Origin of the sequence: Phyllobacterium bourgognense (assembly GCF_003337575.1) — a bacterium.
GTDB lineage: Bacteria > Pseudomonadota > Alphaproteobacteria > Rhizobiales > Rhizobiaceae > Phyllobacterium > Phyllobacterium bourgognense.
In genome coordinates, this window is record NZ_QPJM01000001.1 from 182,224 (window position 1) to 206,101 (window position 23,878).

Annotated in this window: 29 protein-coding genes; 8 read left to right on the forward strand and 21 right to left on the reverse strand. The window is 57.1% G+C overall.

All coding sequences use genetic code 11. The features are described from left to right. Positions 1 to 117: 117 nt before the first annotated feature. From sugE to C7476_RS00890, 3 genes are all read right to left on the reverse strand, one after another. A complete protein-coding gene (gene sugE, locus C7476_RS00880; RefSeq protein ID WP_114428517.1) occupies positions 118 to 432 on the reverse strand; it encodes a quaternary ammonium compound efflux SMR transporter SugE in 315 nt (104 codons plus the stop codon). A gap of 219 nt (positions 433 to 651) precedes the next feature. Next, positions 652 to 1,743 (reverse strand): GTP pyrophosphokinase, encoded by a 1,092-nt coding sequence (locus tag C7476_RS00885; RefSeq protein ID WP_114428034.1) that lies wholly within the window; start codon positions 1,741 to 1,743, stop codon positions 652 to 654. 38 nt (positions 1,744 to 1,781) lie between these two features. Further along, entirely contained in the window at positions 1,782 to 2,393 is a 612-nt protein-coding gene (locus tag C7476_RS00890; protein ID WP_147274590.1) for a hypothetical protein, read from the reverse strand. A gap of 119 nt (positions 2,394 to 2,512) precedes the next feature. On the opposite strand from C7476_RS00890, the gene C7476_RS00895 reads away from it, so the two are divergent. After that, a complete protein-coding gene (locus tag C7476_RS00895; protein ID WP_114428036.1) occupies positions 2,513 to 2,731 on the forward strand; it encodes a hypervirulence associated TUDOR domain-containing protein in 219 nt (72 codons plus the stop codon). 432 nt (positions 2,732 to 3,163) lie between these two features. Here the strand turns inward: C7476_RS00895 and C7476_RS00900 are convergent, their stop codons facing one another. The 5 genes from C7476_RS00900 to C7476_RS00920 form a co-directional block, all read right to left on the reverse strand. Then, entirely contained in the window at positions 3,164 to 3,352 is a 189-nt protein-coding gene (locus C7476_RS00900; RefSeq protein WP_112526508.1) for a hypothetical protein, read from the reverse strand. A gap of 107 nt (positions 3,353 to 3,459) precedes the next feature. After that, a complete protein-coding gene (locus tag C7476_RS00905; RefSeq protein WP_114428037.1) occupies positions 3,460 to 4,101 on the reverse strand; it encodes an Isoquinoline 1-oxidoreductase subunit in 642 nt (213 codons plus the stop codon). 2 nt (positions 4,102 to 4,103) lie between these two features. Further along, positions 4,104 to 6,260 carry a xanthine dehydrogenase family protein molybdopterin-binding subunit gene (locus C7476_RS00910; RefSeq protein ID WP_114428038.1) on the reverse strand — a complete coding sequence of 719 codons (2,157 nt, stop codon included), beginning with the start codon at positions 6,258 to 6,260 and terminating at the stop codon, positions 4,104 to 4,106. Between the two features lie 4 nt (positions 6,261 to 6,264). Further along, a complete protein-coding gene (locus C7476_RS00915; RefSeq protein WP_114428039.1) occupies positions 6,265 to 6,723 on the reverse strand; it encodes a (2Fe-2S)-binding protein in 459 nt (152 codons plus the stop codon). A 166-nt stretch (positions 6,724 to 6,889) separates the two neighbouring features. Continuing rightward, on the reverse strand, positions 6,890 to 7,792 hold the full coding sequence (locus C7476_RS00920; protein ID WP_114428040.1) for a LysR family transcriptional regulator: 903 nt from the start codon (positions 7,790 to 7,792) through the stop codon (positions 6,890 to 6,892). Between the two features lie 125 nt (positions 7,793 to 7,917). On the opposite strand from C7476_RS00920, the gene C7476_RS00925 reads away from it, so the two are divergent. The 3 genes from C7476_RS00925 (at position 7,918) to C7476_RS00935 (ending at position 10,617) form a co-directional block, all read left to right on the forward strand. After that, the gene (locus C7476_RS00925) at positions 7,918 to 8,643 is read left to right on the forward strand and encodes an SDR family NAD(P)-dependent oxidoreductase (RefSeq protein ID WP_114428041.1); all 726 of its coding nucleotides are present in this window, start codon (positions 7,918 to 7,920) and stop codon (positions 8,641 to 8,643) included. Next, positions 8,637 to 9,125 (forward strand): RidA family protein, encoded by a 489-nt coding sequence (locus C7476_RS00930; RefSeq protein ID WP_114428042.1) that lies wholly within the window; start codon positions 8,637 to 8,639, stop codon positions 9,123 to 9,125. The genes C7476_RS00925 and C7476_RS00930 overlap by 7 nt, the downstream gene beginning before the upstream one ends. A gap of 223 nt (positions 9,126 to 9,348) precedes the next feature. Next, positions 9,349 to 10,617, forward strand: a complete 1,269-nt coding sequence (locus tag C7476_RS00935; RefSeq protein ID WP_114428043.1) for a DUF2778 domain-containing protein — start codon at positions 9,349 to 9,351, stop codon at positions 10,615 to 10,617. A gap of 18 nt (positions 10,618 to 10,635) precedes the next feature. Here C7476_RS00935 and C7476_RS00940 read toward each other — a convergent pair whose 3' ends face one another. The 9 genes from C7476_RS00940 to groL all read right to left on the reverse strand — a co-directional run bounded on the left by C7476_RS00940 (position 10,636) and on the right by groL (position 16,051). Next, positions 10,636 to 10,929 carry a GYD domain-containing protein gene (locus C7476_RS00940; protein ID WP_114428044.1) on the reverse strand — a complete coding sequence of 98 codons (294 nt, stop codon included), beginning with the start codon at positions 10,927 to 10,929 and terminating at the stop codon, positions 10,636 to 10,638. A gap of 104 nt (positions 10,930 to 11,033) precedes the next feature. Beyond that, entirely contained in the window at positions 11,034 to 11,447 is a 414-nt protein-coding gene (locus C7476_RS00945) for a GFA family protein (RefSeq protein ID WP_114428045.1), read from the reverse strand. Positions 11,448 to 11,515: 68 nt separating this feature from the next. After that, entirely contained in the window at positions 11,516 to 12,274 is a 759-nt protein-coding gene (locus tag C7476_RS00950; RefSeq protein ID WP_114428046.1) for a DUF899 domain-containing protein, read from the reverse strand. Positions 12,275 to 12,327: 53 nt separating this feature from the next. After that, entirely contained in the window at positions 12,328 to 12,813 is a 486-nt protein-coding gene (locus C7476_RS00955) for an SRPBCC family protein (RefSeq protein WP_114428047.1), read from the reverse strand. After that, positions 12,810 to 13,139 (reverse strand): ArsR/SmtB family transcription factor, encoded by a 330-nt coding sequence (locus C7476_RS00960; RefSeq protein WP_114428048.1) that lies wholly within the window; start codon positions 13,137 to 13,139, stop codon positions 12,810 to 12,812. The genes C7476_RS00955 and C7476_RS00960 overlap by 4 nt, the downstream gene beginning before the upstream one ends. An 82-nt stretch (positions 13,140 to 13,221) precedes the next feature. Next, positions 13,222 to 13,536 (reverse strand): ArsR/SmtB family transcription factor, encoded by a 315-nt coding sequence (locus C7476_RS00965; protein WP_181872307.1) that lies wholly within the window; start codon positions 13,534 to 13,536, stop codon positions 13,222 to 13,224. After that, positions 13,526 to 13,969: an SRPBCC family protein gene (locus tag C7476_RS00970; RefSeq protein WP_114428519.1), complete on the reverse strand. Its 444-nt coding sequence runs from the start codon at positions 13,967 to 13,969 to the stop codon at positions 13,526 to 13,528. Before C7476_RS00970 ends, C7476_RS00965 begins: the two co-directional genes overlap by 11 nt. A 67-nt stretch (positions 13,970 to 14,036) precedes the next feature. Further along, positions 14,037 to 14,309: a DUF4242 domain-containing protein gene (locus C7476_RS00975; RefSeq protein ID WP_114428049.1), complete on the reverse strand. Its 273-nt coding sequence runs from the start codon at positions 14,307 to 14,309 to the stop codon at positions 14,037 to 14,039. 116 nt (positions 14,310 to 14,425) lie between these two features. Then, the gene (groL, locus tag C7476_RS00980) at positions 14,426 to 16,051 is read right to left on the reverse strand and encodes a chaperonin GroEL (RefSeq protein ID WP_114428050.1); all 1,626 of its coding nucleotides are present in this window, start codon (positions 16,049 to 16,051) and stop codon (positions 14,426 to 14,428) included. Between the two features lie 102 nt (positions 16,052 to 16,153). On the opposite strand from groL, the gene C7476_RS00985 reads away from it, so the two are divergent. After that, positions 16,154 to 16,423 (forward strand): usg protein, encoded by a 270-nt coding sequence (locus C7476_RS00985; protein ID WP_114428520.1) that lies wholly within the window; start codon positions 16,154 to 16,156, stop codon positions 16,421 to 16,423. 166 nt (positions 16,424 to 16,589) lie between these two features. Here C7476_RS00985 and C7476_RS00990 read toward each other — a convergent pair whose 3' ends face one another. Then, positions 16,590 to 17,291: a glutathione S-transferase family protein gene (locus C7476_RS00990; RefSeq protein ID WP_114428051.1), complete on the reverse strand. Its 702-nt coding sequence runs from the start codon at positions 17,289 to 17,291 to the stop codon at positions 16,590 to 16,592. A gap of 202 nt (positions 17,292 to 17,493) precedes the next feature. Between C7476_RS00990 and C7476_RS00995 the strand changes: the two genes are divergently transcribed. After that, on the forward strand, positions 17,494 to 18,258 hold the full coding sequence (locus tag C7476_RS00995; protein WP_114428052.1) for an SDR family oxidoreductase: 765 nt from the start codon (positions 17,494 to 17,496) through the stop codon (positions 18,256 to 18,258). 22 nt (positions 18,259 to 18,280) lie between these two features. On the opposite strand, the gene C7476_RS29050 is transcribed toward C7476_RS00995, so the two are convergent. Continuing rightward, complete coding sequence (locus C7476_RS29050; RefSeq protein ID WP_281032673.1) at positions 18,281 to 18,412, reverse strand: hypothetical protein; 132 nt, start codon at positions 18,410 to 18,412, stop codon at positions 18,281 to 18,283. A 404-nt stretch (positions 18,413 to 18,816) separates the two neighbouring features. Between C7476_RS29050 and C7476_RS01005 the strand changes: the two genes are divergently transcribed. Together C7476_RS01005 and C7476_RS01010 are read left to right on the forward strand one after the other, a co-directional pair. Further along, positions 18,817 to 20,214, forward strand: a complete 1,398-nt coding sequence (locus C7476_RS01005) for a DUF1254 domain-containing protein (RefSeq protein ID WP_245426076.1) — start codon at positions 18,817 to 18,819, stop codon at positions 20,212 to 20,214. A gap of 119 nt (positions 20,215 to 20,333) precedes the next feature. Next, positions 20,334 to 21,395, forward strand: coding sequence for an FUSC family protein (locus tag C7476_RS01010; RefSeq protein ID WP_181872308.1), 1,062 nt, complete (start codon positions 20,334 to 20,336; stop codon positions 21,393 to 21,395). 25 nt (positions 21,396 to 21,420) lie between these two features. On the opposite strand, the gene recF is transcribed toward C7476_RS01010, so the two are convergent. Then, positions 21,421 to 22,584, reverse strand: coding sequence for a DNA replication/repair protein RecF (gene recF, locus C7476_RS01015; protein ID WP_114428056.1), 1,164 nt, complete (start codon positions 22,582 to 22,584; stop codon positions 21,421 to 21,423). A 17-nt stretch (positions 22,585 to 22,601) separates the two neighbouring features. Next, positions 22,602 to 23,720 (reverse strand): DNA polymerase III subunit beta, encoded by a 1,119-nt coding sequence (gene dnaN / locus C7476_RS01020; protein WP_114428057.1) that lies wholly within the window; start codon positions 23,718 to 23,720, stop codon positions 22,602 to 22,604. Positions 23,721 to 23,878 lie beyond the last annotated feature (158 nt).

Sequence of the window (23,878 nt, forward strand, 5' to 3'; positions counted from 1 at the left end):
AGTGAGGGGGTAGTATAATTATTGCAAATCCCCTCTCTTGCGATTTCTAGCACTTAGCTAAGGAAGCTAAGATGCTGAAATCGCTTTCTCCCCCACAGAGGGGGGAGATAAGTCGTGCTAGGCCAAAAATTTCAGCCCGCCGATACCCGCAACGATCAGCCCGATGCAGACGAGGCGCACAACCGTTGCCGGTTCGCCGAAGATATACATGCCGAGCAGGGCCGTGCCGACCGTACCGATGCCGGTCCACACCGCATAGGCGCTGCCGACCGGCAGATCGCGCAATGCAAGGCCGAGCAGAACGACGCTGATGACCATGCTGCCGGCGGTGAGAACAGTGGGGGTGATACGGGTAAACCCATCGGTATATTTGAGCCCGATGGCCCAGCCGATTTCGAAGAGACCAGCCAAAATGAGAATAATCCAGGCCATGACGACCATCCTTTAATATTCGATCGGGCCGTCCCGGATTTGTCTGGAAACGCTTGGGAAGCGTGGAGGCCGTCCTCCGAGGATTTATGTAGGGATCGGGGGAGGAATTGGCAAGGAGGGATGGGGATGAGTAATTTTGAGGGTTAGGTTCAAGGGGAGTGAAGGGGCGGGGACGCCCTCACCGTAAAAGGTGGCAAGTGATGGCAAACTAAATGGAACTCACGGTAAATCAGATTGTGATGGCTCGTCACCTTCATCATACGAATCCCACTCTTTTGCATGGTCTTCGTCGTAATCAAATCCAATTACGGTCTCAAGCTTATCAAGCATTGCGTCGTCGATGTACTGCTTAAGAAGGGGAAAATCATCGGCGCTAAATACCCAATCAACTTCTACCCGATCCAAAAACTTCTGAGGATCGGAGATGATCATCCAGTCTCTAACTACGCCGTATATGGTCACGAACTTCTTCTGGTTTGCGTACTCTATGTATTTATCAGGGACCAAGTTATTCAGGTCATCTAACGTATAAATTTCGAATTGATCCAGTTCATCTAACAACGATTGATAGCCGTCGCGAACCTCGATATCTTCAAATTTAAGTCCAGATTTGGTGATCCATTGCCTGACAAAGAGTTCTAAACTCAATGAGTTGATTTCGATATCGAGACTACCCTCTTCAGCTGCCATCGACACGCTTCGTTGGTACTCGTCAATGTCGTGCGAAAGCTCACTAAATCCTTTGTCCGCCAACTCTAACATGCCTGCAAAGAGGTACAGCTTGCGCTCCATCGCTCGCGGGAGCTCACCCGAAAACTTATAATTTCGATCATGCGCTAATTCAGCCCATGCATGTTGCAGAACAGTTCGTATCTGGAACTCAAATTTTAGATCTTTAAGACCGCTAAATTCGGGCAAAGCGCTTCGCGCCTCCCCAATGTCGCATACATAATGAACCGAGCGATAGCCGAACTCATTTGCTGAAAGTAGATTATCCTTGTCTAAGCTATGTTCTTTGAACACTTTGAAGGAATTCTCAATTATTTTTGATACCTTATCGATGTCATTTTCAAAATATACGATTATTCTAACGCCGGAGATGTCCGTAAGCTGTTTAATAGGATCTTTATACTGTTTTCTGGTTACTTTCTCGGAACAGTCAGTCTCAGATTTGGTTCTGCCATTTACGGCTAGAAAGTCGATATTTGCATCACTGAGCAGGTTTTTGACAATAGAAACCACAGCGCCCGTCAAATTCTGAAATTTTGGCTGATGGACTTTGATCCATTTATCAAATGATGTCGCTTTCAATCCACTCCCCTATTCCGACTGATCCGTAAACATCAAAATTAATACTGCAAGTTTATTGTTCCCCAAAGTTCTTTCATGAATCCATCTATCATGCAAAGTATCTCTGTTGGCCTGCATAGAGCAGTATGGTCTAAGGCTATAAAAACAAACGTGGCGCTGACTACGAAAGCGACTAGTGAGGACGCCGCCGTTATCGCCGCCGCAAAATATGTAAATAGCATAAACGTAGTGGCGCTTCCGATCTGCGGAGGGCTAAATTGATCATTTCTGTAAATGGTAGATGGGTTTGCTCGGGCGGCGTAAATGCCTTCGCTAGCCTGAAAATTCAACCACCCAATGCCCCCGGTGAGTAAAGTTAAGGATATTCCCGCCACGTTCGCAATAGCGGCATACATTAAAAGTTGTCCGGAGAAAGGATCAGTAATCTTGTCTCTAAGTGTGCTGATAGCATAGATGGCGCCGCCGTGAACTGTGAGTAGAGAAACTAGTATCCACTTTGCGTAATCAAGATACGCTTGCATTGAAGCGCGTTCCATATAGCGATTGGAATCATAGATTTCTTTGGCGTGGAACTTGTAGCGCTCTATTGCCTTTGAATCAGTCCAGTCATCAACAAATACAGATTTGTTTGGATCGTAAGGTTCGTTCATATTTGTCCCCTCGAAGCCTTCTGATATGGGCATTAAATAGCATGTTCCATCATCCTTTAACGAACCCTTTTCTACCTTCCGTTACTTCCCTGCAATCACCACCAAAACCGGAACCACCCGTGACACATTTCCACAAAGGCGCGCGTGTTGAATGGAACTGGGCCAAGGGCGTGGGCGCTGGCAAGGTCGTCGAGGAATTCACCAAATCCGTGACGCGGAGGATCAAGGGTGTCGAGGTGACGCGCAAGGCTTCCAAAGATGAGCCCGCCTACATGATCGAGCAGGATGATGGCGGGAGGGTCTTGAAGAGCGCCTCGGAACTCAGGGCCGCGAAATAGCTCTCGCGTGGTCGCCCTTCGATAAGCTCAGGAGGCCACCATGAGGGAGGTGGGTGCGCTCCCTGAAGTGCTTCAACCCCTCCGTCATCCTCGGGCTTGACCCGAGGACCCACGGCAAGGAAGCGCCGCGGTTTCAGCGCTGCCGAGGCGTTCCAGTTAAATCGTTGTTTGTTGACGAACACCCATCGCGAAACAACTGGATCAGGTTGGGGAGTGGAGATGCCTTCGCTGCTTGGTCGTGGGTCCTCGGGTCGAGCCCGAGGATGACGGAGAGGGAGGAGGTTTCAGGGCGCGCACCCTTAAACCAAGCATTACGGCATGCATGCAGTCCACGATGGGTAGAATCTCCCGCCGGCCGGGGGGCCGCGCAACATCACTCGTACGATCTAGCATCCAGCCAAATCGCGCCCGACCGGTCTCTGAAAACCCGAGCTATTCGGCTTCCTGTTGGGGCTTTTCCTGTTTGACTGATTGGTTCTCAGCCGGAATGGGTGTCTGGTCTTTCGAGACACTGGCTGTCGTCATGTCCTTGTCGACGGAGGCGGTATGTCCGGCACAATCGGCCGAGGCGGCCGATACGGTAAGACCGAAAGCAGCGGCAAGTACGAGGATTGTCTTCATCGTCTAACTCCTGAGCTTTTCTGTGATGCGCTGGCAGCGTAACCGCTAACTGCGTTTCGGCAAAATCACAGTTTTGTTGGTGTGTGTGTCTGGCCGGGCCCGGTTGATCAATCGGGACAGTCGGCACCGGTCTTCACCCAGGCGGCGATCAGCGCTGCAAATGTCTCCTGCGATCCGGGCGGGGCGGACCTTCCATCGCCCGGGTGCCACGCCCAGCCGACCAAATGGTCCTCGCCCATATGTTTTATGAGATCTTCGTGCGAGCGATTGCCGTTGCGGCTCGTGTCCTTCACCTGCTGGCATATTTCGCTGACCGTCAGCCCTTGCCAGGCCATGCTCGCCGGGGCCAGTTGCCAGTGGGCGTTACCCGGGATGGATTTCATGCGGCTTCCGACGATCGGACGATTTTCGGCGCCATGGCAGGCGCTGCATGCAAGACCCAGCGGACCCACCGAGCTGTTGCTGGCGATCATCAACGGCACGTGCGGATGCTTGTCTTCGCCCTGCGTCGGGCTGCGGGTTGCCGGATGACAGTTGATGCAGCGCGGATGCGTCAGGACGCGGCTTGCCTCTTCGAAGATGGCTTTCGAGCGCGCGCTGGTGTCCGTTATCGCATCGAAATCGGAGACGGCCTTCAGCGCCCCGGCACCCGATGTCTCGGCGTTGCCCTGCAAGGGTCCAAGAATGACAAATGTTCCGGCTGTCGCGAGAACGGATGCAATCGCAATGGCGGCAAAACGCATGGCCATGGTCACACCCTCTGGAATTCGTGCTGGTCGATCGGCAGCGACCGCAGCCGCTTGCCGGTGGCCGCAAAGATCGCGTTGAACAGCGACGGAGCAACGCCGGGCGTGCCAACCTCGCCTATACCGCCTGGCGCTTCCGAACTCGGCACGATGTATACCTCGATCTTCGGTGTCTCATGGATGCGCAACACGGGGGAGTCGTCGAAGTTGCTCTCGACAACAGCTCCGTTCTGGACGGTCAGGCGTCCGTAGAGTGCCGCGCTGAGGCCATAGACGATGCCGCTCAATATCTGGGCGTCTACCGTGTCCGGATTGACGACCTGGCCACAATCGACTGCGCAGACGATGCGCTCGACCTTGGGTTTTCCATCGTCCCCGACGCTGACTTCAGAAATCATTGCGGCAAAGCTGCCGAAATCCTCCGAAAGGGCGATGCCCCGTCCTTTGCCTTGGGGCAGGGCATTTGACCAGCCGGCTTTTTCGGCGGCCAGATCAAGAGCACCCAGGAGACGCGGCTTGTGCTGGAGCAGGCGCTTGCGGTACTCGAGCGGATCGATTTTGGCGGCGCTGGCCAGTTCGTCGATGCTGCCTTCGATCGGAAAGATGTTGCGCGTAGCGCCGACACCGCGCCAGTTGCCCGTCAACATTCCGTCCGGGGCTTCATGGCGCACGAACTCTGTGAATTTGTTCGGGATCGCGTAGGACGACTCTGCACCGCCCATGATGTCGAGATCGATGCCATCTTTGGTAAAGGCCGGCAGCCAGCGTGCCATGACGGCGGGGCCGATCACGCGGTGACGCCATGAAACGGGCATGCCGTCCGGACCGAGCGTCGCGGTGACCTTGCTGTAATTCAGGTAGCGATAACAGTCGTGGCGGATGTCTTCCTCGCGGCTCCAGGTCACTTTCACCGGGCCATCCACCTGTTTTGCGATCTTCGCCGCCAGAATGACGCCATCGACGTCGAGCCTGCGGCCAAAACCGCCACCGAGAAGCTGGTTGTGAACCATCACCTTGTCCACCGGCAGACCTGTGACGTCGGCTACAGCCTGCCGCGCACGCCCCGCCACCTGCGTACCGGTCCACACGTCGCAGCTGTCCTTGCGCACGTGAAGGGTGCAGTTCATCGGCTCCATTGCCGAATGGGTGAGGATCGGCATGCGGTAGACAAATTCATGAACGGGCCCGTGTTCGGCCTCGGCCTTGACGACATCGCCTTCATTTATATGAGGCAGGGCCTTGCCGCCGTTCGTCGCATCCTCCACGCGCTTCTCGAGTTCGGCCGAGGTGAGATCGCCGCTCGGACCCGGATCCCACTCGATGGAAAGCGCCGCAAGCCCCTTGCGGGCGGCACCGGTATTGTCGGCCACGACCGCAACCGCGTCCTCGATGCGGACCACCTGCTTGACACCTTTGACCGCCATTGCAGGCTTGTCATCGACGCTGCGCAGCTTGCCGCCGAAGTGGGGACAGATCGCGATTGCGGCGTAGGACACGCCTTCCGGACGGGCGTCGATGCCGAATTTTGCAGTACCGTTCACTTTCTGCGGGCTATCAAGGCGCCGGATGGCCTGGCCGATAACCTTGAAGCTCGATGCCGGCTTCAGTGGCACATCCTGTGGAACGGTCTCAGCAGCAGCGGCCCGAATTAGGCTGCCATAGGCCGCGCTGCGTCCGCTCGCGGCGTGAACGACCTCTCCGGCCTCGGCCGTGCACGTATCTGGCGCAACGTCCCAACCACGCGCTGCGGTGTTGATCAGCACCATACGGGCGCTGGCACCGGCCTTGCGCATCTGCTCGTAAACGCCGCGAATGGAGAGTGAACCGCCGGTGATCTGGTCGCCCAGCAACGGGTTTGCGTAACGGGTGGGATCAGCAGGTGCATGCTCCAGCACTACCTGGTCGAGGGAGACTTCCAGTTCTTCGGCGAGCAGCATCGCTATGGACGTATAGATGCCTTGCCCCATCTCCGCGGCTGGCATGATGAGAACAATTTTGCCGTCGGCAGGAATGCGAATGAAGGGGTTTGGTTCAAACCCGGCTGCGGCAGCTGAAGAAATCGACGGCCGCAAGCCGAAAACGAGGCCGGCGCCAGTGAGCGATACGCCGATCAGAAAGTGGCGGCGCGAAACGGAAACATTGACTTTGTTGTGAATGGACATCGCATCACCCCGCCTTCGCCGCCTGCTTGATGGCTGCTCGAATGCGCGGATAGGTGCCGCATCGACAGATATTTCCAGCCATGACCGCATCAATATCGTCGTCAGTCGGCGATGGATTGGCAGCAAGGAGGGCAGTCGCGGACATAATCTGTCCGGACTGACAGTAACCGCACTGGACGACATCGATGTCCAGCCAGGCCTTCTGTATCCGCGCGCCTTCGGCTGTATCGCCGATAGCTTCGATTGTGGTGACAGTCTTGCCTACCGCCTCTGCGACCGGCATGACGCACGACCGCACCGGCATGCCATCCACATGCACGGTGCAGGCACCGCACATGGCAATGCCACAGCCGAATTTCGTGCCGGTAAGACCTATGGTGTCGCGAAGAACCCATAGAAGTGGAATGTCGTCATCCACATCGACGGCATAGTCATTGCCATTGACCATAAGATTATGTGACATCTGAAACCCGGCTGACAGCCGTCCCCGACTAACTTGCAGCAGTTATTAAAAGTAGCCGAGATAGTCCAAGACGGCAAGCTTTGAGCTCAGATGCCCGCGTTTTTACTTTGTGTCGACGGTTTCTCTAAGTAGTTCGATGTATGCTACTGGCCAGATTACATGGCTATCAGCGCAATGGAATCCATAGCGGGCTCTTCCATGCTTTTAGCTCGTCGAGAAAGACCAGCAGTTTCGCCGGAAGATAGCGGCGGGTAGGATAGACGGCATGCACGAAGATCTCCGGCGATGACCAGTCCGGCAGCAGGCGGATAAGTTCGCCGCGTTTGATCTGTTCGTCGCAATAGGTCGACGGCAAAAGGCCGATCCCGTGGCCACGATAGGTGAACGCAGCGACCGACTGGAAATCCCTGCTTGATAGCGGTCCCGATACATGCAGCTTCAGGGATTTGCGTCCGTTGACCAGATGCCATTCCGCCTCATTGTTGCGGCCGTTGAGCAGGATGCACCTATGGTCCTTCAAATCCTCCGGTTTTTCCGGAGCCGTCCGGCCTTCGAGATAGTCCGGTGCCGCGACGACATAGCGGACGCTTTTGCCGATCCTTTGCGTGACGATCGTTGAATCGCGCAACTCTCCGAAGCGAATGCCGACGTCGACATTCTCCGCGATCAGATCGACGAAGAGGTTTGTGATGAATAGATCGACCTCGATGCGCGGGTGTCTTTTCAGGAAAGCGGAGAGAAACGCATAAAATGGTTCCTGCCCCATGAGCACAGGCACCGAGATTTTCAGCAGGCCTTCCGGCTGTTTTTGTGTTTGGGTCAGAACCTGCTCGGCATCGAATAACTGGCTGAGAGGTTCGCTGCACTGACTGTAGTAGGCGCGGCCCTGTAGCGTCAGCGTCAGCTTGCGGGTCGTGCGCTGGATCAAGGTGACCCCGAGCTGGTCTTCGAGCGCGGAGACTTTGCGGCTGACGGTCGATACCGGCATCCCAAGCGAGCGAGCGGCGCGGCTGAAACTCCCGAACTGCGCAACCTTCACGAAAACCGCGATATCGTTCAAATCCGTCATAAACAAGATTTTTGCATAAATGGAAAATAGATTCCAGATATTTCCATCTAATCGCGCAATAGGGTCCCGGCCATATTCATCGGCAACAAGCGCAATTGCTGCGCTAGCAACCGATGGAGATTAAAATGCCAACACCTAAAACTGTTATCGTCACGGGCGCCTCCCAGGGTATCGGCGCAGGCATCGTCAAAGCCTTTGCCGAACGCGGCTACAACGTCGTCGCGACTTCCCGCCAGGTAACGTCGTCAGATGCCTTTCGGGCTTCTGATCAGATTGCTGTCGTCGATGGTGATATTGGTGATCCCGAGACGGCAAGGCGCGTTGCAGAGACCGCAATCAGCCGGTTCGGCTTGATCGATGCTCTGGTCAACAATGCCGGCATCTTCTACACCAAGCCGTTCATCGACTATACGATGGACGACTTCAGGAAGCTGTCCTCGACCAATCTCGAAGGGTTCATCCACCTGACCCAACGGGTCGTCAAGCAGATGTTGGCGCAGAAGTCCGGCGGCAGCATCGTCAGCATCACCACGCCATTGATCGATCATCCGATCGCCGGCCTCTCCGCCTCGGTCCCCATGATGACCAAGGGCGGGATCGATGCAATCTCCAAGAACATCGCAATGGAATATGCAAGCGATGGCATCCGGGTTAACACGGTCGCTCCCGGCGTGGTCGACACACCGTTACACAAGGACAACCCGAAGGACTTCCTGCGGACCTTGTCGCCGATGGCGAGCATTTCCACCGTCAAGGAAATCGTCGATGCGGTCGTCTTCCTGACGGAAGCTCCGCATATAACCGGGGAGGTGCTGCACGTTGATGGCGGCGCACATCTGGGCAAATGGTAAACCACACGAAAGCATCAGCAGCCGGTGCAGAACAGCGGCTGCAGGAACTGGGCATCACGCTTCCACCACCGCCCACTCCCTTCGGCGCCTATGTGGAGGCCGTGACGATCGGGAACCTCGTCTTCTTCAGTGGCATGTTGCCTGTCATCGATCGCGTGCCCCAGTTCATCGGACGCGTTGGGGGTGAACTCACCGCGGAGGACGGCCGCAAGGCCGCGGAAGTGGCCACGTTGAGCGCACTGTCGGCAGTGAGAGACCATCTTGGTTCTCTCGACAAGGTCAAGGCCGTCGCAAAGCTTGGTGTCTACATCGCCACCGAAGGTGATTTCAGAGATCATCCGAAAGTCGCGGACGGAGCATCCGAGTTGCTGCTGAAGGTCTTCGGGGAGCAAAAGCTCTCCGGCCGCGTCGTACTCGGTGTTGCAAGCCTGCCGCTTGGCCTGCCGATCGAGATTGAACTCGTCGTCGAGGTTGAGGCTTGAATGGGGTGGCCCGCCACGGGGGAGTGGTGGGCTGCTCCCATGCCAAAATTCATTCAAACATTTGTCGTTGCATAAACGGGTTGGTAACCAACATTCTTCATTGTCCATAAAGTCAGCATGACGGCGGAAGCCAGGTTTTACGTCTTGTGGCCTCAGTTTTGCCACGGGAATAGGGTTTTGCGCAGGCTGACGCGTTGATGTCCAAGCGTGGGTTGCGTGTATCATGGGGTTTGCAGTCAGATCCGCCCGGGGCTTTGCGCCTTCTGGCGAGAAGGGCCTTTATCGTGGCCGCCGGTTGCTGTCCGCTGGCTTGCTCGCGGGTGTCAGTGCCGCGGCTTCGCTCGGCGCGCTTGCCGCGGTGGCAACCATGCAGGGCGCTTTCGGCTCGCATGCCGCGGGTAGCGGCGCCTTCAGTCGGGCAGAGCGGGCATTTTCGGCGCCTTCCATCGCGCTCGTCAGTTCTTTGGACACTTTACCCAAAACCTCGAAGTTTCCGCGCGTTCCGGAGCTGAAACACACGGCCTGGCAGGTCAGCACGATGGACGAAGGCTCGGTGATTTTACCGACCGGAGAGATCAGTGTCATCGCGCAGCCGAAGTCCAAGGTGGTAGCTGCCGTTCATCATCCATTGGCCGCCGAGTCATTCGGTGCGCGTTTTGATGTGGTGCGGGCCGGACCTTTGGCCGAAGATGCCTTTGGCGCCCGCGCTTCCGGTATCGATACGGTGCAGGTCGCCTCGATCCAGACCTACACCGCTTTTGACGCGGCGCCCCCTGTGGCTGCGCCTTCCGCTCCAGCGCCTGCAATTGCTGTGGCTGCCTTGCAGGACGCACCGCCGCCGGTCGGGACCTCGCCGCAAGGGCCGTTCAGCCTCGTGCTCGCCGAGGAGGAACCAGCCGCTGAGGATGACCTGGCTGCGGTGCCGTTGCCGGGGATAAGGCCACGCCGGGCGGCGGACGATATGGTACTGCCTTCGACGAAAGCCCTCAAGCGGGCTGCCCCGCAAATGCTGGCCTATGCGCCGCAGGACAATGCCATTCAGGACAATGCGCCGAGCTACCGGCCTGCGCCTTTCTTTGCTTCGCGCGGTCGCACGGCGATCTACAGTATCGAGGCGAAAACCGTCTACCTGCCGAATGGCGAGCGTCTGGAAGCGCATTCGGGACTCGGGCCGATGCTCGACAATCCGCGCTATGTCCACAAGAGGATGCGCGGCGCCACACCGCCGCATACATACAATCTCACGATGCGCGAGAAGCTTTTCCACGGCGTTGAGGCAATCAGGCTCAATCCTGTCGAACCGGGCAAGATCTTCGGGCGCGACGGGCTTCTGGCACATACGTATATGCTAGGCCCGCGCGGCGATTCCAACGGCTGCGTGTCGATCAAGGACTACCGCCGCTTTCTCGCCGCCTTCAAGCGGGGCGAGATCACGCAGCTCGTCGTCGTCGCCCGCATGCCGGGCGGGTCGTCGCGTATCGCCTCCAGATAACTGACGCGCATCGCCGATCTATCCGAGCGAGGCGATGATCTCGCGATAGGCTGCTTCGGGGAAGGCCTTCAGGGTTTTGGTGCGCACATTGCCTTTCATGCCAAGGGAAAGAGCGAACCGCGCCATGACCGCATCATCGGACGCCTCGCCGATCACTACCATGTCGTATTCGCCCATGGTGAGGTAGAATTCCTTTAAGGAACCGCCCATCTCGCTGAGCAGTTTTCTTGCTGCATCGAGCCTTGCCGGCGAATCGCGTATATTCTTCACGCCGAGCTCGGTCCAGTTGATCAACATCACGTAAGTGGTCATGGCAAACCTCCCACGCGGTCCGGCTCACACCGGAGGCCGCGAAATGATCCGCCCTCCGCCTTAAGCGACTATACGCCTGTTGCCGCCGGTCAACAATCAAACCCTTAGGTCGGCGGCATCTTGTCGAATTTCGGCAGGGCTGGGTCGAGGTGGTCCCATGCATACCCGGCGGCTGCCCAGGAAACCAACTGTGGCTTGTATCGGCCAGGATCATCAAGGCTGCCCGCACGCACGACGAAATAGTCCGGCATATCTGGAAAAATCATATAGACCGGCGATCCGCAGGTGGGGCAGAATGCGCGGCTTTTTACAGTTCCGTCGTCGCCAGTCGCGTCCCAGAACGTCGCTTCGCCTTCAACCTTTACCCTGGCCCGCGGGAATGTCAGATGGGAGGCGTGGCCGGTGCCGCTTTCATGCTGGCATTGGCGGCACTGGCAATCGAGCATGACGACCGGTTCGGCGGAAATTTGATAACGGATCGCGCCGCAAGCGCATCCGCCCGTATAAGCTTCGCTCATTCTAATCTCCTTTGATGAATTCCGGGATCGGCCGTGCCCGCGCTACCGCCACAAGCACGAAACTTTGCTCAGTTGTTGTATTCGTCGTGGCGGCGCCACCAGACGCCTTTTTCGTTTCGTCCCTTGGGTGCGCGGTCGAGCCATTGATACATGGCCCAGATGCCGTCGACCCCGCGCGCATAGGCGGAATAGGTGTGATAGACGACGCCGTCTTCGAGCACGAAGGCACTTATGCCCGGCCTCTCGCGTGCGTACGTAGCCGTATCTGTGCCGGCCATGGTTGCGAATATATCCTCCCCTTCGGAGCCGTCGTCACCGGCTGGCGCGGGCTCCTCACGCACGTAGTTGTATTCGATGGTGCCTTTGCGCTGCTGCTCTTCGGTGAACGTGACGTGGAAGTCCGGGTTGAAGTCGCTGCCGAATGAAGACGCCCAGGGGAAAGTCCAACCCATACGCTGTTTGAACGCCTGCAATTTGGCAAGCGGCGCCCGCGACACGGCGGCAAGCGTTACATCGTGATTGGCGAGGTGAACGACGGAGCCGTTGAAGCCGTCGGCGATCGCCGAACAAGAAGGACACCCCGCCTTGTAGTCGGGCCCGAACATGAAGTGATAGATGATCAACTGCGAGCGCCCTTTGAATAGATCTGCAAGCGACGCACGGCCTTCGTCTGTATCGAATTGGTAGTCCTTGTCGATCCTGACCCATGGCAACGCCTGCCTTCGCTGTGCGATCTCGTCACTGCGGCGCGTCAGCTGTTTTTCGTCCTCGAGCAGCGCAAGCCGGGCTGCAAGCCACTCATCGCGTGAAACGACTGGATTCTTCATAGCTACCTCCTGTTGAGATGCCTTTCCAACGTCTGATGCAATCGATCGTTGCGTCAATTGCGCTTTTTGAGCGAGGCGTGTTCCGCTGCGATGGCGCCGATGCCGGGAACGACCTTCTTCCAACCTGCGCCCATATTCCTGAACGCAGTATCGTTGCGCGGCAGCACGAAGCCTGAATGAACAAGGCGAAGGCGGGTGCCATTTTCAGCCTTGGAAAGAACCCACGTGACCACAGTTTCCAAGCGCGAGCCATAGCCGATATTCCCCTCATGTCCGCCTTGCCAGGAATAAACGAGCCGTTCGTTCGGCAGCGCCTCCAACACCTCGCATTGGATGAAACCGTCCCACGCGCCGGCCGGCGTCGTTTTGAATGTGAAGCGCTTGCCCACGACGGGCTCGAACCCGCTTGTCGGCATACCAAGCCAGCGCGTGATCAGTTCGCCTTTTGTCAAAGCGTTCCAGATTGTCTCCGGCGCATGCGGCAATATCTCTTCAACCACGATGTCTTGTGTATCGGGCTTCAATGCTGCGTCTTTCATGGATCGATCTCCTTCAGGAGTGTTTTGAGATTTGCAAAGCGCTCGCGCCAGAAGACGGCGTAATGACTCATCCAGTCGGCCAGTGGCGCAAGGCCTTCGGGCTCCGCGCGATAATAGACGTTGCGACCCTCAGGGCGCTCGGCGACCAACCCGGCCTGCTTCAGCGACTTGAGATGTTGGGAGATCGCGCCCTGTGTCACGCCACTACCCCGCGTCAACTCCACGACGGTAATCTCGTCGGAATTGACGACACGCTCGAATATGGCTCGTCGGGTGGGGTCAGCAAGCGTGCGCAGGACAGCGTCGATGGCGGTGACTTCAATCATGAAGATACATTAGTAAATGCTAATTGATTAGTCAACACTAATGATTCATATATGTAATCGTGTAAGCTAGGTAAGTAAATGCTTACCTTTCCACAAAAGTTCGTAGACGCGAAAGGGCATCGTCCCATTGTTGCGAGACACTGTCGAGATAGGCTCGGATATCGTCAATAGGCTCGGGCCGGAAAGCGAACTGGCTTTCCCGCCCAACCTTGCTGCTGATGACGAGCCCCGCCTCTTCGAGAATGCGCAGATGTTTAGTGACGGCCTGGCGGGTGAGGTCCGTGCCAGCGGACAGTCCGGCGATCGAACGGGATTGCCCGTCACTGAGCTTCGTCAGCAGTGACAAGCGGGTGCGGTCGCCCAAGGCTGCAAAAAGTGACGCGGTTTCAACCGACATGCTTTTTGATGTTCTTTATCTGCTCTGCCCAGCCGCCTTCATTCATGCGCATGGCATCCGGCCGACGCTGCGGCGGCAGACTATCAAAGCCAGATTCCACAATAGTCAGCTTTGTGCCTCTACCCTTTGGCGCAAGCTTGAATTCGACCAGCGTCGGGGGTTCGGCCGAGTAGTCGAAACCGGGCTCTATCGCATAGGGATGCCACGTGAAAGAGAAGAGCCGTGGCTCGTCCATCGTCTTCACTGTCACCTCCCACTTGAGATGCTCGTAACCGGGATAGGTGATCCGGCCTTTGGCCACTTCGCCGGGCTTGAACGGCGCTTCCAGCTTGACGCGAAACCATTCACCAAACTCAGTATGATCTGTAAGGGCGCGCCAGACCCGCTCGACCGGCGCATTCAAGTCTATGCTTTTTTCGATACGATCAGACATAAGGGCAACCTCCTGGTTGCCCTTATCATGCCACATCACTTGCAAAGTGCAACCGGAAAGTTGCGTTTTATTCGGCTGTGGCCGGCTCGATAATGTTGCGTACCTGCGAGATCCTGTTCGCCGGGAAGCCAGCCTTTTTGGCGTGCTCGCGGATCAGTTCCTCGCTTGTAGATTGATATACACAATAAATCTTGTCATCCGTGACATAGCTGTGGATCCACTGGATATCTGTCCCGAGATCGCGGAGCACGGCGCAGGATGTCTGCGAGGCGCCCTTGAGCTCCGGCTGTGTCAGCTTGCCGACACCTGGCATATCGCGTTCGATCACGAATTTTGGCATTCTATCCTCCTTGTTGACCATTTGCCGCCGCGGCGCGTTTTTATGCGGCGGTGCTAGGCTCCAGATCCTAAGTCTGCGCGATCAAAGAGCCGGCTGTTGGGACCGGCTTCTTGAGCTCAGTAGTCCATGGCTGCGCTGGGTGGTAGTGGCGCCGCCTCTTTCTTCGGGCGTTCGGCAATCATGGCCTCCGTCGTCACCAGCAGGCCGGCGACGGACGCAGCACCTTGCAGCGCGCTTCGCACCACCTTGACTGGGTCGATGACACCCATGTCGAAGAGATTGCCGTATTCCCCAGTCTGGGCATTCCAGCCGAAAGAGAAGTCGGCATTCTCGCGAAGCTTGCCAACGATGAGCGATCCCTCAGCGCCCGCATTCTCGGCGATCTGGCGAACCGGTGTCTCGGTGGCACGGCGTACGATCTCGATGCCAACGCGCTGATCGGCATTTGCAGCCTGTAGCCCATCAAGTGCCTTGGCTGCACGCAAGAGGGCTACACCACCGCCTGGAAGAACGCCCTCTTCGACCGCTGCTCGCGTCGCATGCAGGGCGTCATCGACACGATCTTTCCTCTCCCTGACTTCGACTTCCGTGGAACCGCCGACGCGAATAACCGCAACACCTCCGGCAAGCTTTGCCAGACGCTCCTGCAGTTTCTCGCGGTCATAGTCGGACGTCGTGTCTTCGATCTGCGCTTTGATCTGGGCGACGCGCCCTTCGATCTCCACCTTGGAGCCAGCACCGCCTACAATCGTGGTGGTTTCTTTATCGATCACAACCTTTTTGGTGCTGCCCAACATTTCAAGTGTCACGCCCTCAAGCTTGATCCCCAAATCCTCACTGATCGCCGTTCCTCCTGTGAGGATTGCGATATCCTCAAGCATGGCCTTGCGGCGGTCACCAAATCCCGGAGCCTTGACGGCGGCGACCTTCAGACCACCGCGCAACTTGTTGACGATGAGGGTAGCCAGAGCTTCGCCCTCGATATCTTCGGCTATGATGAGCAATGATCTGCCGGATTGCATGACCGCTTCAAGAATAGGCAGCATAGCCTGGAGATTGGAGAGCTTTTTTTCGTGAATGAGAATATAGGGATCCTCAAAATCAACCCGCATTTTCTCCTGATTGGTGACGAAGTACGGGGAGAGGTAACCTCGGTCGAACTGCATACCCTCGACGATTTCGAGTTCGGTGTCAGCCGTCTTGGCTTCCTCGACCGTGATGACGCCTTCATGCCCGACCTTTCCCATGGCATCGGCCAGATATTGTCCGATCTCCGTATCACCATTGGCAGAAATGGTGCCGACCTGGGCGATTTCGGAATTGTTCGAGATCTTGCGGGCGTTGCGCTTCAGTTCCTCGACAATTGCAACAACTGCAAGGTCGATGCCGCGCTTCAAATCCATCGGATTCATGCCGGCCGCTTCGGCCTTGGCGCCTTCGCGGACGATCGCCTGGGCAAGCACTGTCGCCGTCGTCGTGCCGTCACCTGCAACATCGCTGGTTCTCGATGCGACCTCGCGCAGCATCTGCGCACCCATATTCTCGAATTTGTCCTCGAGTTCGATTTCCTTGGCGACCGTTACGCCGTCTTTGGTAATGCGCGGCGCACCATATGATTTCTCTATGACGACGTTGCGGCCCTTGGGGCCTAGCGTAACCTTGACAGCATTGGCGAGTATGTCGACGCCGTGCAGCATTCGATCGCGAGCCTCAGAGCCGAATTTGACTTCTTTTGCAGCCATCGTCGTTCACTCCCTGGTTCGTGGGGCTTTTTCCCCTTGAAAGCACTACAGAATCTGGCAAGATTCATTGCAATGCATGTGTTGTTCCATAAGGATGGTATCATGAGCGGCAGAGCATTCGAACTTCAGTTGAAGGGCTATGGCCTGACCACGGCCGAAATACATTATCGTCTTCCTGACCACCCCAAATTTCTTCAGCTCTACATATGGCAAGAATACGATCTTGCGCCGAACTTCCCGGAATTGAAAGGCTTTCTTGATTTTTGGCAAAAGGACCTGGAGGGGCCACTCCATTCAATTCGCATCGTTCACCAACGCCTGATCGAGCCGCGCGAATGGCGGGCTGTGGACGGGATTATCTCCATCCACTGAGAGCCCGAACGAAAATCCGCCTTGGAGGGCTGCAAATGGCGTTTTTCTGCGCTCCGATGCGCACGTACCAAACGTACGCTGCGCTTCGGTGCTCGAAATCCACCATTTTCGCCACCCCATGACGAATTTTCGGTTGGGCTCCGAGACCTTTGATCGGCCGTGCTCTTTATGGCCGCTTGGGGATATCGAGGCCGCGCTGTACCGCCGGCCGCGCGAGACCGCGCTCCAGCCATGCGGGCACGCGCTTCAGGCTGTCGAATTCTACGATATCGCGTGCGCCATAGAAGCCGACGAGATTGCGGACCCAGCCGAGCATCGAAATGTCTGCGATACTGTAGTCACCCATGATCCAGTCACGTCCATCGAGACGCGTTTCGAGGACGCCGAGCAGCCGCTTCGACTCGTCCCGGTAACGCTCCAGCGGGCGCTTGTCCTCATAGTCGCGGCCGGCGAATTTATGGAAAAAGCCGACCTGACCGAACATCGGTCCGATCGCGGCCATCTGGAAGAACACCCACTGAATGGTCTCATACCGTAGAGCGGGATCCGCAGACATGAGCTTGCCGGTCTTCTCGGCGAGATAAAGCAGAATGGCGCCGGACTCGAACAGTCCCAGCGGCCTGCCGCCTGGCCCATTCGGATCGACAATCGCTGGGATCTTCCCATTCGGGTTCAACGACAGAAATTCGGGCGTCCAGCTCTCATTTTTGCCGATGTCCACTGCATGCGCTTCGTACGGAAGACCAATTTCCTCAAGCGCAATCGAAACCTTCACACCGTTTGGCGTCGGGAAGGAATAGAGCTGCAGGCGGTCTGGATGCTTTGCCGGCCAGCGTTTGGCGATGGGAAACGCGGATAGATCAGGCATAGAAACTCCGGAGTTTGGCTTGGGGGGTGATTCTTCGAGTGACCGTAACACGGGAACGGATCAGCTTGCACGTCAGCACTTTATCGGGATTGTTCGCTTTTTCGAATACGAGTTCGGGTATTCACTGACTTATCCGAACAGACGTGCAACACCATACTATGGCAACAACGGAATACCGCTCCCGACCAATTGGAGAATGAACATGGAACGCCTATCTGGAAAAGTTGCAATCGTTACCGGCGCCAGCGCTGGCATTGGCCGCGCCACGGCGAAGCTTTTTGCGCAAGAAGGCGCCATCCTGGTTGTGGGTGCGCGCCGCAGGGAAGAACTCGATGCGCTGGTCGCAGAAATCGAAGCCGATGGCGGGAAAGCCGTCGCTCTGGCCGGGGACGTGCGCTCCGAAGAATACGCAAAGGCACTGGTTGCGCTGGCCGTCGAGCGGTATGGCAAGCTTGATATTGCCTTCAACAACGCCGGCACACTGGGTGAAGCCGGACCAAGCACAGGTGTATCCGAAGCTGGTTGGAACGATGCCATCGCGATCAACCTCACCGGCTCGTTCCTCGGCGCGAAACATCAGATCGGCGAAATGGTCAAACATGGGAGCGGTTCGGTTATCTTCACCTCGACCTTTGTCGGCTACAGTTTTTCCTTTCCGGGAGTTGCCGCCTATGCGGCGAGCAAAGCCGGGCTAATAGGGCTGACGCAGGCGCTTGCTGCTGAATTCGGTCCACAGGGGATACGGGTTAATGCCATTCTGCCGGGTGCAGTCGATACGGATATGTATCGTGAAATGAACGATACTTCGGAAAAGCAGGGGTTCATCACCAATTTGCATGCCTTGAAGCGGGTTGCCAAGGTGGAAGAACTGGCACGCTCGGTACTGTATCTCGCATCGGACGACGCATCATTTGTAACGGGAACGGCGTCCTTAGTGGATGGGGGCGTTTCAATTACCCGGACCTGATCGGAAGCGGGCTGTGGCCCCTTCAACGCGATGCCGCTATATGCACCTTGACTTTGTTGGACGCGATCATCCCCAACAAGACCACAACTGGTATCGCCGCTGCCAGCGTAGAAAGAACAGCATTGTCGAAGGGATTGTAAACCTGATTCCACATAGCAGCGCGCTCCACTATACTAGTGTCAGATTCGCCCATTTGTGATGCGCCGAGCGTAGAGGCGAGAAACCTTTTGATAAGTCTCACCAAAATGGAGCAAATTTCTGCGAAGCCGCTCGTTGTTCCAAGGTCAGGCAGCCCAACTTCAGCGGCAGTGTTACAGTAACGTACTTGTTTCGCTGTACGCTGCCGGACAATGCTTGCCGGACCAAATGTCCGCTGACTTCAGCGCGCGCCGCCCACATATTGAAAACTGACCCGGTGCCTAGCTGATCGCCTTTGCCTGCAGCCATGAACAATTGAAATCCAAGTTGCTCGCACTCGCCAGCCGATCAAGCAAAAAATGGCCTTTTTAAAACGGGGGTACAATCATGAAGGCAAAACTGTTCACACTTATCACCTGTATGATTTTGTTCAGTGCGTCGGCTGTGCCGCATAGCGCCGCCGATGCCATCACCGAGCAGGAAGCGCACTCCATAGGCTTGGACGCCTATGTGTATTTTTATCCGTTGGTGACGATGGACGTCACCCGCAAACAGGCCACCAATATCGAGGCTGGCAAAGTGATGGGCCGCGGACCGCCCAATGAATTCACCAACGTGCCGGAATTCCCGACGGCTGACATGCGCGATGTCGTTCGCGTCAATTTCGATACGCTTTACTCAGTCGCCTGGCTCGACATGACCAAGGAGCCGATGATTGTTTCGGTTCCGGACACGAACGGGCGGTTTTATCTTCTGCCAATGCTCGACATGTGGTCGGACGTCTTTGCCTCACCCGGCTGGCGGACGACAGGCACCGCCAAAGCCGATTTTGCCATCGTTCCGCCAAAGTGGGAGGGCGGAAAATTACCCGAGGGAACGCAGCGTATAGACGCGCCGACACCCATTGTCTGGATAATCGGGCGCACCAAGACCGACGGCCCACCGGACTATGATGCGGTCAACAAGATACAGGCCGGCTACAAGGTAACGCCGCTGTCGCAATGGGGCAAAACGCCGGAGCCGGTCAAAGTCACGATCGACCCGGCAGTTGACATGAAGACATCGCCGAAGGCCACCGTGGACGGAATGTCGGCCGGTGAATTTTTCGCACGAGCCGCAGAGATTCTGAAAATCAATCCGCCCCACCTGACCGATCAGCCCATCCTCGCCCAGATGAGGCGGATCGGCATAGAGCCTGGTCAGAGCTTCGACATTGCCAAGCTCGATCCTGCCGTCGCCAAGGCGCTCGAAGGTGTGCCGGCGGAGGCGAGCAAACTGATGGAATGGAAGATGGCGACCCTGGCCCGGGTCGCGAACAATTGGTCGATGAATACCGACACGATGGGTGTCTACGGCAATTACTATCTGAAGCGTGCCATTGTCGCGCAGGTGGGGCTCGGCGCCAATCTTCCTGAAGACGCCATCTACCCGCTCAATCTCGGCGACGAAAAGGGCAACCCGCTGAATGGAGTGAACAGTTACACAATTCATTTCGATAAGGCGTCGCTGCCGCCAGTCAAGGCGTTCTGGTCCATTACGCTCTATGATCCTCAGGGTTTCCAGGTTGCCAACAGCATCAATCGGTTCGCCGTGAGCAGTTGGATGCCGTTTGAGTACAATGCCGATGGTTCGCTTGATATCCACTTCCAGGAAAAGAGCCCTGGCAAGGATAAGGAGGCCAACTGGCTGCCTGCACCGGCGGGACCGTTCAACCTGACCATGCGGCTCTATGGGCCGGAAATGGACGCGCTGACAGGGAAATGGAATCCGCCCCCGGTGGTGATGGTTCCAGTGCTTCAACAGGTCATTGCGCAATAGCGCAAAGGTTCTGCTAATAGTCTGGCATGATTTACGTCCAGCGCCTTTTTCGTGATATCCCCGGTCTGTGGCCGGCGCTCATTGGCGAGTTGCGCTCGATACATCATCCTGGACCGCGCATGATCGACGAGTTCGAGTGCGTGGTATCCGTCTTGCTCGCGATCGTCTTTGCCCATGCACTTGGGGCCCAGAATGTCGGCTGGGCAGCATTCAGCGGCTACATGGTCATGCGCTCGCATGTCTCGCAGAGCCTGATGCGCGGGAGTCTGCGTTTGGTCGGGACTGCAGCTGGCGCCGGTATGGCGCTGCTGGTCGCACCGATGGCCGTCAAGTCACCGGCGGTCATGAGCGTCGCGCTCGCCGTATTCGGCGGCGTCACCCTCTATTTCGCACTGGTTGGCAGGCGCAGTTATGCCTGGTTGTTCACCGGGCTCACATTCTGCATGATCGTCATCGAAGGTATGAAACATCCAACGGAGAGCGTGCTGCCCTTTGCACAGTCGCGCCTTCTCGAGATCGTGGCGGGCACCGTCGCTTGCATTCTGGTGAGTGCCGCCTCGACATTTCTCGTTCGGCGCAGGTTGAATCTGCAAGGCGGGGAGACTGCCATTCAGACTGCACTACGGCATTCGTCCCTCTGGCATTCGGGCGCAGTCAGGCATTCGGTCGAGGCAGCGATCGCCCTTGCGTTCATTCCATGGATATGGGTGTGGCTGGGCATCACTTCGCTAGCGCAATCAAGTGTGACAATCATGGCGGTAATGATGATTCCGGTGGCGAGCCTTGGCGCAGACCCGCTCAATCCAGTGACCTCCAAGCTGTTGTTGCGCTTCGTCGGCTGCAGTGCCGGCGGCCTGTTGGCCATCGCAATTCTTTTTGGAAGTCATCACTCTCCGGTTCTCATGACGCTGGCCTTATGCCTCGGCGTGCTGGTGGGGCGGCATATCGAAAACGGCAACGCGGCAACCAGCTACATCGGCACACAGTTCGTTCTAGCCTTTCTCGTGGTGCTGGTGCCGGACAGCTATTCCAATGCCGTCGTCGATCCAGGTATTGACCGCTTGGCGGGCATCCTGATCGGCATTGTCATTCTTGAGCCGGTATTGATCCTGTCGCACTTTGTGCTCGGTCACGACTCCCGGAAAGTGCAACCACCGCCAACTCATGAACCAACGGAATGATCGTATTGACCGTCTTTTGATATTCTCAGCCCGGTACTACCGCGCCGTGCGAAACATCAAAGAACTGCGCGCGTCCTTCCAGGCTTCTGAACAGAGCCTTGTCCGTACCGGTCATGAAGGCCTGGCCGCCAAGTTCTTCTATGATGTCAAATAACGCTGACCTTCGGCCCTCATCCAGATGCGCGGCGATCTCGTCCAGAAGAAGGATCGGTGCCATGCCGGCAAGTTCGCCCGTCAACCGCGCATGGGAGAGAATGAGGCCGATGAGCAATGCCTTCTGCTCGCCGGTCGAACAGAGTTCGGCCGGCATCGCCTTTGGCCGATGACGGACGAGCAGGTCGGAGCGATGCGGGCCATCGAGCGTGCGCCCGGCGGCACGATCACGGCTACGCCCGTCATGCAGCGCACGCCGAAACGTTTCTTCCACATCGGTTGCCGCTTCGATACCGATACGCTGTTCGAGTTCGCCTTCGAGCAGGCAATCCGCTTTGGGGAAGGGCGTGTTGTCGGGCAAGCGTTCGATCATGCCATTGATCAGGCGCATGAGCTCGGCTCGCGCTGCCGCAATAGCGATGCCAAGCTCGGCCATCGGCGTCTCGATCGCATCGAGCCAGGCATCGCTGCCACGCTCTTCCGTAAGCAGGCGGTTACGGCTGCGCATTGCTTTCTCGTAATCGAGGACGCGCCTGCCGTGCGCCGGGTCGATGGCGAGGACCATACGGTCAAGGAAGCGGCGGCGATCAGCGGCCGGGCCTGTGAACAGCCCGTCCATGGCTGGAACCAGCCAGAGTATGCGGGAGTATTCCAGGAGTTCGTCGGCGCCCGCCGCCGTCACGCCATTGATGCGGACGCGCCGCGCGTTGTCCCCGGACGCATTGCCGGCAAGCCCCGTGCCGACTTCGACGGTACCCTCGGCTGTTTCGATGGCGGCGTGAATGGCAAAGCCGTCGGCCGCATTGTTGCGGGTAACGTCGGTATAGGTTGCGCGGCGCAGACCCCGGCCCGGCGACAGGAACGAGATCGCTTCGAGCAGATTGGTCTTGCCGGCACCGTTCTCGCCGGTCAGCACCACATGCGACGGCGCCAGCCGCAGCGACAGGTTTTCATAATTACGGAAGTTGGCAAGCTTCAACCGGCTGATCGAAACGCGGGCCGGTTTGCCCGCGTCCGTATTCGGATCATCGGTCATAGGTATGCTTAGCGGTGCTATACCCGCATTGGCATGAGCACATAAAGCGCATTTTCATCGCCCGTATCACGCACCAGCGTCGGCGAACCTGCATCGGCCAGCATGAAAATCGCCTCTGATCCCGTCAGCTGGGCCGTAATATCGAGCAGATACTTTGCATTGAAGCCGATCTCGATCGGATCTGAGTCGTAGTCCGCGGCAAGCTCGTCCGTGGCACTGCCGGAATCAGGATTGTTGACGGTGAGTGTGAGTTGGCCGTCGGCGATGGTCAATTTGACTGCGCGACCGCGCTCGCTCGAAATCGTCGAGACGCGATCGACGGCGGACGCAAAGCTTTGGCGGTCGATTGACAGTTTCTTGTCATTTCCGGAGGGAATGACGCGCTGGTAATCAGGGAAGGTGCCGTCGATCAACTTGGAGGTGAGGACGACCGAGCCAATCGTGAAGCGGATTTTGGTCTCCGAGAGTTCGACGGTCACGACGATATCCGGATCATCGACAAGTTTTTGCAGTTCAGCGACGGTCTTGCGTGGAATGATGATGCCGGGCATGCCTTCAGCACCTGACGGGGCTTCAAGCTCGGCACGGGCAAGACGGTGGCCGTCGGTGGCAACGGCCCGCAACTTCAGCGCGCCCTCGCTCTCGATCGCATGCAAATAGATACCGTTAAGGTAATAGCGCGTCTCTTCGGTGGAAATGGCGAATTGCGTCCGGTCGATCAAGCCTTTCAGCGCGGTTGCCGGCATGCGGAATGTGTGGGTGAAGGAGCCGGCTGTGAGCTCGGGAAAGTCCGATTGCGGCAGACACTGCAGGCGGAAACTCGACCGGCCCGAGGTAACCGCCATGGAATTGCCGTCGGTATTGGTTGCAAGCAAGACTTCCGCGCCATCAGGCAGCTTGCGAACGATATCGTAGAGAAGATGCGCTGGAACTGTTGTCGCGCCAGCCTGGTCCACCTGCGCCGCCGTCGCTTCCGTCACTTCGAGATCAAGGTCGGTGGCCTTGAGGGCGAGGCTGGCGCCGTCGGCGTTCAACAGAACATTCGACAGGATCGGAATGGTGTTACGCCGTTCGACTACACGATGCACATGGTTGAGCGACTTCAGAAGATTGGAACGTTCAAGAGTTACACGCATGATAAACCGGTCTCGCTGACTTCAATTCCAGCCAAAGCACCGCGGGTTTGCCGCACTTTTCTGGGGAGGGAAACGCAATTTTCCCAAGGTCAGGCAAATTGGCAGATATTTACGGCAAAAAGCAAGTCTGCGGCTGGCAACAGTGTGCCATACCGCAG